The 7,628-nt window shown below is 34.1% G+C and carries 8 protein-coding genes and 3 pseudogenes; 6 read left to right on the top strand and 5 right to left on the bottom strand.

Annotation, left to right across the window (positions count from 1 at the left end; all coding sequences use genetic code 11):
* Nucleotides 1–308, top strand: a 308-nt coding sequence (locus A9G37_RS00955; RefSeq protein WP_141670987.1) for an IS30 family transposase, incomplete at its 5' end; no start/stop codon positions are given.
* Nucleotide 309: 1 nt separating this feature from the next.
* Nucleotides 310–423: pseudogene (locus tag A9G37_RS11935) on the top strand (integrase core domain-containing protein); the annotation flags it as partial.
* Between the two features lie 67 nt (nucleotides 424–490).
* On the opposite strand, the pseudogene A9G37_RS13130 reads toward A9G37_RS11935, so the two are convergent.
* The 5 genes and pseudogenes from A9G37_RS13130 to A9G37_RS00935 form a co-directional block, all read right to left on the bottom strand.
* Nucleotides 491–1,036, bottom strand: a pseudogene (locus A9G37_RS13130) (DUF4272 domain-containing protein).
* Nucleotides 1,037–1,045: 9 nt separating this feature from the next.
* Entirely contained in the window at nucleotides 1,046–1,513 is a 468-nt protein-coding gene (locus tag A9G37_RS11920; protein WP_081297594.1) for a hypothetical protein, read from the bottom strand.
* A 204-nt stretch (nucleotides 1,514–1,717) separates the two neighbouring features.
* Nucleotides 1,718–2,370 (bottom strand): annotated as a pseudogene (gene narL, locus A9G37_RS13380) (two-component system response regulator NarL).
* A 2-nt stretch (nucleotides 2,371–2,372) separates the two neighbouring features.
* Nucleotides 2,373–3,266: a histidine kinase gene (locus A9G37_RS00940; protein WP_065574354.1), complete on the bottom strand. Its 894-nt coding sequence runs from the start codon at nucleotides 3,264–3,266 to the stop codon at nucleotides 2,373–2,375.
* Nucleotides 3,238–4,044: a HAMP domain-containing protein gene (locus A9G37_RS00935; RefSeq protein ID WP_065574353.1), complete on the bottom strand. Its 807-nt coding sequence runs from the start codon at nucleotides 4,042–4,044 to the stop codon at nucleotides 3,238–3,240. Before A9G37_RS00935 ends, A9G37_RS00940 begins: the two co-directional genes overlap by 29 nt.
* Before the next feature lie 369 nt (nucleotides 4,045–4,413).
* Here A9G37_RS00935 and rplU point away from each other — a divergent pair, with 369 nt between their 5' ends.
* The 4 genes from rplU (at nucleotide 4,414) to cgtA (ending at nucleotide 7,218) form a co-directional block, all read left to right on the top strand.
* A complete protein-coding gene (gene rplU, locus A9G37_RS00930) occupies nucleotides 4,414–4,722 on the top strand; it encodes a 50S ribosomal protein L21 (protein ID WP_025314436.1) in 309 nt (102 codons plus the stop codon).
* A gap of 15 nt (nucleotides 4,723–4,737) precedes the next feature.
* Nucleotides 4,738–4,998, top strand: a complete 261-nt coding sequence (gene rpmA, locus A9G37_RS00925) for a 50S ribosomal protein L27 (RefSeq protein WP_034915250.1) — start codon at nucleotides 4,738–4,740, stop codon at nucleotides 4,996–4,998.
* Between the two features lie 88 nt (nucleotides 4,999–5,086).
* Nucleotides 5,087–6,052, top strand: coding sequence for a DMT family transporter (locus tag A9G37_RS00920; RefSeq protein WP_065574352.1), 966 nt, complete (start codon nucleotides 5,087–5,089; stop codon nucleotides 6,050–6,052).
* Complete coding sequence (gene cgtA / locus A9G37_RS00915) at nucleotides 6,052–7,218, top strand: Obg family GTPase CgtA (protein WP_065574351.1); 1,167 nt, start codon at nucleotides 6,052–6,054, stop codon at nucleotides 7,216–7,218. Before A9G37_RS00920 ends, cgtA begins: the two co-directional genes overlap by 1 nt.
* Nucleotides 7,219–7,628 lie beyond the last annotated feature (410 nt).

Below are 7,628 nucleotides of genomic sequence, written 5' to 3'. Positions count from 1 at the left end.
TTAAAAGCATCACCTTTGATAATGGAACCGAATTTAATTATCATCATGCTATTGAGCATTATTTAAACACCACCGTGTACTTTGCGGAGCCTTATAAAAGCTGGCAAAGAGGCACAAATGAAAACACCAATGGCTTAATACGTCAGTTTATACCTAAGTCAGCGGCCATTTCATTAGTTGACGACAAACAGATAAAGAAAATTCAATATCTATTGAACACACGCCCAAGAAAACGGCATAAGTTTAAAAGCCCTGCCGATTTTTATTCTAAGGAGCTAAGAAGAATTGCTCTTCATGGTGTAATCTAGGCAAGCAAGGAGAATAACCGAAGAATGGCTAACGATTTATAACACCGAAAGACCGCATGAGGCATTAAATAACATGACACCGATTGAGTATAAAACACTAAAACAAGCAGCTTAATTTTCTACGTGAGTTGTGTACTAAGTTTGGGGCATTTACAATGTCAACAAATGAGAAGATGAAAATATTAGGTTGGTGTATCGACATCATCCCAATCAGCATTTTCAAAATTGGTTAACCAATTTAAAGCGTAATGACGCTCTTGAATAACATCACTTATAATCGATGCGGGAGGTTGCTTATCTTTCATTCGAAAATCTGTGGTTATCCAATGTAAGCGGTAGTGTAAATCTAAAGCATCTAACAATTCACTAACTGGTTTTAAGGCCACGGTTGAAAAATCTTGCCCACTATGTTGCATTCCTTGGTCAACTAACGATGAAACATCGCAGATAGTATCAGCAAAAGGGAGCTCAGATTGCTAATTGATAGCCCATTGTAAAGGTAATAATGCTTCGTATTTCCAAGACATTTCTATCACATCTTGCTCTGTCGGCTGTTCGCTATAAATAAAGTCGCGCTCATTATTTGATAAAGCCTCAAACCCCATTGGACAACGTTCTTTAAATTCCATCGGATTAATTGGATCATTTTCTCTAAAACTTTCAGCCTGAATACCTGTTAACATTATTGCTAAGGCACGTTTAGCTACTTCTTCAGGTGTTCTAAGTATTACTTCCGATTAGGCAATAACCGGTGGTAAATGTGTAGGTGTATGCAACCCCAATTTGGCTAAATACTGTTCAGTTTTTGTTTTTCGCTTTAATGCTTCTGGTGGGTAAGGGACGATTACATCTAAATCAATGTTACCATCAGGATCTTGTAATACATCTCCGTCAGGATTCCGAATAGTTCCATCAGGCATAAATATAATTGCATTCGCCTGCCAGCCCCAAGTGGTAAATTCATTGAAATTATCTTCTTCAATCTCAAAGGTAAATTGATGTTTAACTCGTTGGATATGGCGATACAAAGCATAACGGCGTGAATTCATCTGCCCATCTCCTGCTTGCATGACATAACCGATAAAATCATCAAGGTGTTTCGTCAACTCAGAATCATCCAATCCGCGATGGTATAGACGCTCGCAGGGGAAATTAATGGCTGGTGGATGAGTGACTGTAGAATAAGCATTTATCAATATTGGCATTTCAAATATTCCTAGTTTAGATTTGGTATTTTTATTATTATAAATAGTGGCTGTTTTTTAATCTAATTCTATAATAGATCATGGTAGTTTTCTATATTTTTTAAATGCTATACTCCGTTTTGTGATGTTTGTTATTTTGTTGAATAAATGATTTTATCTGGTGTATCGCTGAACAAGATATATTTTATTTTTCAATGTATACGTTTATTCCTTACTTTGTAAATACCATACTGTCATTTCCATTCTTGATTTAAAATTAAGTTTTTTGAATATACTTTTGATATGTACTTTGACTGTGCTTTCAACGATACCTAAATCTTTTGCAATTAGCTTATTTGGTAGTCCTTGTACTAATAAATTAAAAATTTCATTTTCTCTTGGTGTCAATAAACTGACATCATGCATTTGTTTTGTAGCTAGTTGTTCGTTATTACGCATATAATTGAGGATAATATGTGAAATAGCATTATCCATAATTAGCTTTTCTATCGAGATTTCTTGTAGTGATTTTAGAAAATCTTCAGGCTCCATATCTTTTAATAAATAGCCATCAGCACCTGTTTTTAGTGCGGTGATTATATCTTCTTTTGCATCTGATACTGTAAACATAATAATGCGACTCGATATTTTTTTTCACGCAAATAGCGCAATATTTCTAATCCATTAACATCTTGCATATTGATATCAAGTAGAATAATATCAGGATCAAGCTCTTCGGCTAATTTAACGCCTTCTATTCCAGAGCCAGTTTCTCCCACAATGTCAAAATGGTTGACTGTATTTATCAGCTGTTTTACGCCATTTCTTAACATTGGATGATCATCAATAAGTAGTATTGAGCAATTTATTTGTTCCATTTTTACTCTTCTGTTGTTTTGAATGAAATGGTTTTATTAATCTTAAATGCTATCATAATTTGTGTTCCTTGGAGGGGTTTGCTATTTATTGTTAAATTACCATTTAGTATTTCAACTCTATCACGCATAATGATTAGACCATAGCTATTATCTAGTCTAATATTGTTTTGTAAACCAATTCCATTATCCTCAATACAAACAGAAATAATTTGATGGTCATCAATTTTTAAACTAACAATAACCTGTGTAGCTTTAGCATGTTTGTATATGTTATTTAGTCCTTCTCGAATTATTTGCAATAAGTGAAATGCATCTTTACTATTGATAATATTCAGCGGTAATAAATATTCAAACTGAATATTGAATTGTAATTTTTGATTAAATTCCTCAATTAATTCCATTAAATTTGCATAAAAACCCGTTTGGTTAAGGCGTAAGCGAAAAGAGGTAATTAGTTCTCTTAGTTGAGAGTAGGTTATATTGACTTCTTTACGCATTGTTGCCAGTAAATCAATACTGCTTTGTGATGTTAAATCTGATTGCATTTGTAAGCAGCTGAGGTGTATTTTTAAACAAGATAGAGATTGAGCAATGGAATCATGCAGCTCTCTGGCCATTGCTGAGCGTTCTTTTATTAATAAATATTGTTTTTGTTGTTCAATTTGTCTATCGAGCTTCATTGCGGTAGTCATTTGCTCGATGACTCCCACAATTAAGTTTTCTTGTTCATTGGTTAATATGGTATTTTCTGGCTGCAAAGCAAATAATATCCCATATTTTTCTCCGTTTTCTTGAAGGTGCCAATGGCGCTGAAAGTTATTTTTTTGATAAGATTTTGATGAGATTAAACAAGCTTTGCATTTAGGGTTATTGGCAATAAGGTAATTTTTGCTCATTATCGTAACTGATTTGTTGATAATGCTCAGGATCATTTGATTCATAAAAACGGATTTTAAATTGAGTTAATGGTACTAAATCTTCTAATTTGTGTAGTATTTTTAGAAAACGTTCACACAATGGCTCTGAAGTATGTAGTTGCTTAATTGTTTGATATTGAAATGAAACAATTTTATTGGTTTGTTGTAATTTAGCTGTTTTTTCTGCAACTTGTTTTTCTAACAATAAATATTGTGATTCAATTTGCTCGGACATTTTGTTAAAAGCTAGCCCTAAAAGATCAAATTCATTCTTTCTGCCTTTAATATTAAAACGCGCTTTAAAATTGTGGTTAGAAATTGCTTCAGCCATACTAATTAGTTTTTGCCATGGTGCAAGAAGGTAGTAACGTAAGTAATAAATTTGAACAGCTAAAAAAATTACGATAATAACAATAAATAATTGTTGTAATTGAGAAATATGATAAATTTTGTTTTCGGTTTTTTGATCAATCTTATCTACTAAATGGTTGATACGAGCAACATAGTTTTCAATATCAATTTTTATTTCATCGATTTTTTGTGCTTGCTGTATTTTCGTAATAAGTCGAGTATTCCAATCATTTTCTAACTGATTAAATTCATTAATTAAATCGTAGCGTTTTAAAAGCGTTAAATGTTTTTGTGATGAAGAAATATTAATAAAAATATTTAAATTATCATAATCTTCCTTATTGAGTGGAACCATTGTTAGTATTTGGTAGTTCTTCATTCTTAGTAAGCCTAATTGATTAACCATATATGCCCCACCTTTTGTATCATTGGCTACCTAGATTGAAAACGATAAAGCGATTAAAGCAATAGCGCCTAAACAGAACAGTAATAGTGTTAAACGATTAATAATTGATTCGGTGGGACGAATTTTTATGTTCGACATATAAACACTCAATATTATTTTGTAATTTTATTTTAGCTAAATAGTAATTTATGGTTATTGTAGCTTGAAAAGAGTATCTATCTGATCTTTTTTGTAACTTTTTGCGATCTTTTGTTAAACAGCGCTTGCAACAAGAATAAAATTTGCGTAAAATTCACGCCCTATAAGATTAATCACGCAGACATATATGTTTAATCAAGTAATCGTCTGCTTTTTATTGCGGAGTTAAGTATGTACGCAGTTTTCCAAAGTGGTGGTAAACAACACCGAGTTAGTGAAGGACAAGTCGTTCGCTTGGAAAAAATTGAAGTCGAAACAGGCGCAGAAGTTGTTTTCGATAAAGTTTTAATGGTAGCAAATGGTGAAGACATCAAAGTTGGTGCTCCGTTTGTTGAAGGTGCAACAATTAAAGCAGAAATTGTTGAGCACGGTCGTGGCGATAAAGTGAAAATTGTTAAATTCCGTCGTCGTAAACACTATCGTAAACAACAAGGTCACCGTCAGTGGTTCACTGATGTGAAGATCACTGCAATCGCTTAATAGGAGTATTGAACAATGGCACATAAGAAGGCTGGTGGTTCATCACGTAATGGTCGTGATTCCCAAAGTAAACGTTTAGGTGTTAAACGTTATGGTAGTCAAGAAGTTCTTGCTGGTAACATTTTAGTTCGTCAACGTGGAACTCAATTCCACCCAGGTACTAATGTAGGTTGTGGTCGTGATCATACTCTATTTGCCTTAATTGATGGACAAGTAAAGTTTGAAGTTAAAGGACCTAAGAATCGTCGTTATGTTAGTGTAGTAGCTAACAGCTAATTCATAAACGGTTCAAAAGTTATAGAAGCCTCACAATTATTGTGGGGCTTTTTTCATTTCTTGAAGTTAATATAAAATTGATGGCGATATGATAAAGCAGCAAAATGTTAAATTAGGTTTTGCACTTGCCATGTTAACCGCAGTGATGTGGGGCATTGTGCCAATTGCAATGAAATACGCGCTAGTGGTTGTTGATCCATTGACATTAGCTTGGTCTAGATTGGCTATTTCAGCGCTTGGTATTACTATTTGGTTGGCTTATAAAAAGCAATTTCCTAATTTAATGATGTTTAGAAAACGTCGTCGTTTTATTTTATTGATGATTGCAGGTTTTGGGCTGTTGGGTAATTTTGCACTATTTGCTAGTGCAGTTCAGTATCTTTCAGCTACAACCGCTCAGGTTGTTGGGCAAACAGGCATTGTGATTTTTATGATTTCAAGTGCTTTTATTTTTAGAGAGCGACTCAGACCGACTCAGATTATTGGTATTTTAATATTATTAGTTGGGCTGGGGTTATTTTTTAATAAAAATATTGTAGATCTGTTTTCTAATATGTCTTCATATGGCATTGGTGTTTGGCTTGGTTTACTGGCTTCGGTATCATGGGCTTGCTATGCACTTGCTCAAAAAGTACTATTACAGAAATTACGTGCAGAACAGTTACTTTGGTTGATTTACCTTATTTGTACTGTTTTTTTGTTGCCTTTTACGTCGCTAAGTAAAATTACAAATGCTGATGCAACTCAACTGTTTGCTATCATATTTTGTGGTTTAAATACTATTATTGCTTATGGCGCATTAGTGATGGCTATGGAACGATGGCAAGCAGCACAAGTGAGTGCAATAACAACCCTAACGCCATTGTTTTCGCTGATCTTTTCAGATTTGTTTGCTTTAATTTGGCCTGAAAAGTTTGCTATGCAATATTTAAATATTTTAGGTTATATTGGTGCAGTATCTGTTGTTGCGGGTGCTATGTTTGCGACCATTGGGCATTATATTTGGCATCCAAGAAAAGGCTGGCTAATTAACCGCAATAAAGGGGAAGAATAATGAAATTTGTTGATGAAGCATCAATACGCGTTGAAGCTGGAGATGGTGGAAATGGTTGCGTCGGTTTTCGCCGAGAAAAGTATATACCTAAAGGCGGTCCTGATGGTGGTGACGGTGGTGATGGTGGTGATGTCTTTTTTATTGCTGATGAGAATTTAAATACACTAGTTGATTTTCAGTTTGAAAAAAATTACCGTGCTGAGCGTGGACAAAATGGACAGGGTTCTGATTGTACGGGTAAGCGTGGTCGAGATATTACCGTTAAAGTACCGGTAGGAACACGAATTACCGACAAATATACAGGTGAAATTATTGGTGATTTAACCCATCACCAACAAAAAGTATTGGTTGCCAAGGGTGGTTTTCATGGGCTTGGAAATGCGCGTTTTAAATCATCGGTAAATCGTGCACCAAGGCAAAAAACGGATGGTACTCCAGGTGAAAAGCGCGATGTATTATTAGAATTATTGTTACTTGCTGATGTGGGGATGTTGGGCTTACCTAATGCTGGTAAATCAACTTTTATTCGCTCAGTTTCAGCTGCTAAACCAAAGGTTGCCGATTATCCATTTACTACTTTAGTGCCTAGTTTAGGTGTAGTAAGAATGGATAATGAACAGAGTTTTGTTGTTGCTGATATTCCTGGTTTAATAGAGGGGGCATCAGACGGTGCAGGACTTGGTATTCGTTTCTTAAAACATCTTGAACGTTGTCGTGTTTTAGTTCACTTGATCGATATGGCACCAGTAGATGAATCAGATCCGGTAGAAAATGCTAAAGTGATAATCCAAGAGGTTCAACGATATAGTGAAAAATTAGCTAATAAACCACGTTGGTTGGTGTTTAATAAAATGGATGTATTAGGTCCTGAAGAGAGTGCTAAACGTGCAGCCGAAATAGCTAAGGCACTTGATTGGAAAGATAAATATTATATTATTTCAGCCATTAATCAAGAAGGTATAAAGACCTTATGTTGGGACTTAATGGAATATATCAATGCGCATCCACGTGAAGCAGAACAAGAAGAGTCATCGCCTGAAAAAGTGGAATTTATGTGGGATGATTACCATCAACAAGCAATGGATGAGACTTTTGATGATGACGATGATTTTGATGATTGGGACGAAAGCGATGAAGAGGGTGTTGAATTTATTTATCAAAAATAATGAGTACTATACTCTGTTTTATTTCGCCTAAATTAGCCATTGTATAGAATTTTTTATAAAAGCAGAATAGGAATATTCTGCTTATTTTTTATATTGTTAAATATGAATCCTCTTATTATGAAATTAGTGAATAAAGGATTTATTTTATCTAGCTTAGAAAAATAAAAAAATGCTTGATTTTGTTAATGATAATCATTATCATTATTGTCGTACTTTGTTAGAGCTTTAGAGGCTTCTGAAAAAGTATGACATTGCTCACATTGCTTCCAATGTTTACCAGCTTGACGTTATCGCTAAGCTGGTTTTTTTGTTTTATGTTATTAACAACTATTTTTAAACTTTATCCTCTAGTTAAAGCTATTTTAATTGTTGTTTTTATCTACATGCTAATGTCGTCACAAAGGTTTAAA

Source organism: Gilliamella sp. GillExp13 (genome assembly GCF_001690815.1).
In the GTDB taxonomy this organism is placed as follows: Bacteria; Pseudomonadota; Gammaproteobacteria; order Enterobacterales; family Orbaceae; genus Gilliamella; species Gilliamella bombi.
This window is presented reverse-complemented; position numbering and strand designations above follow the sequence as displayed.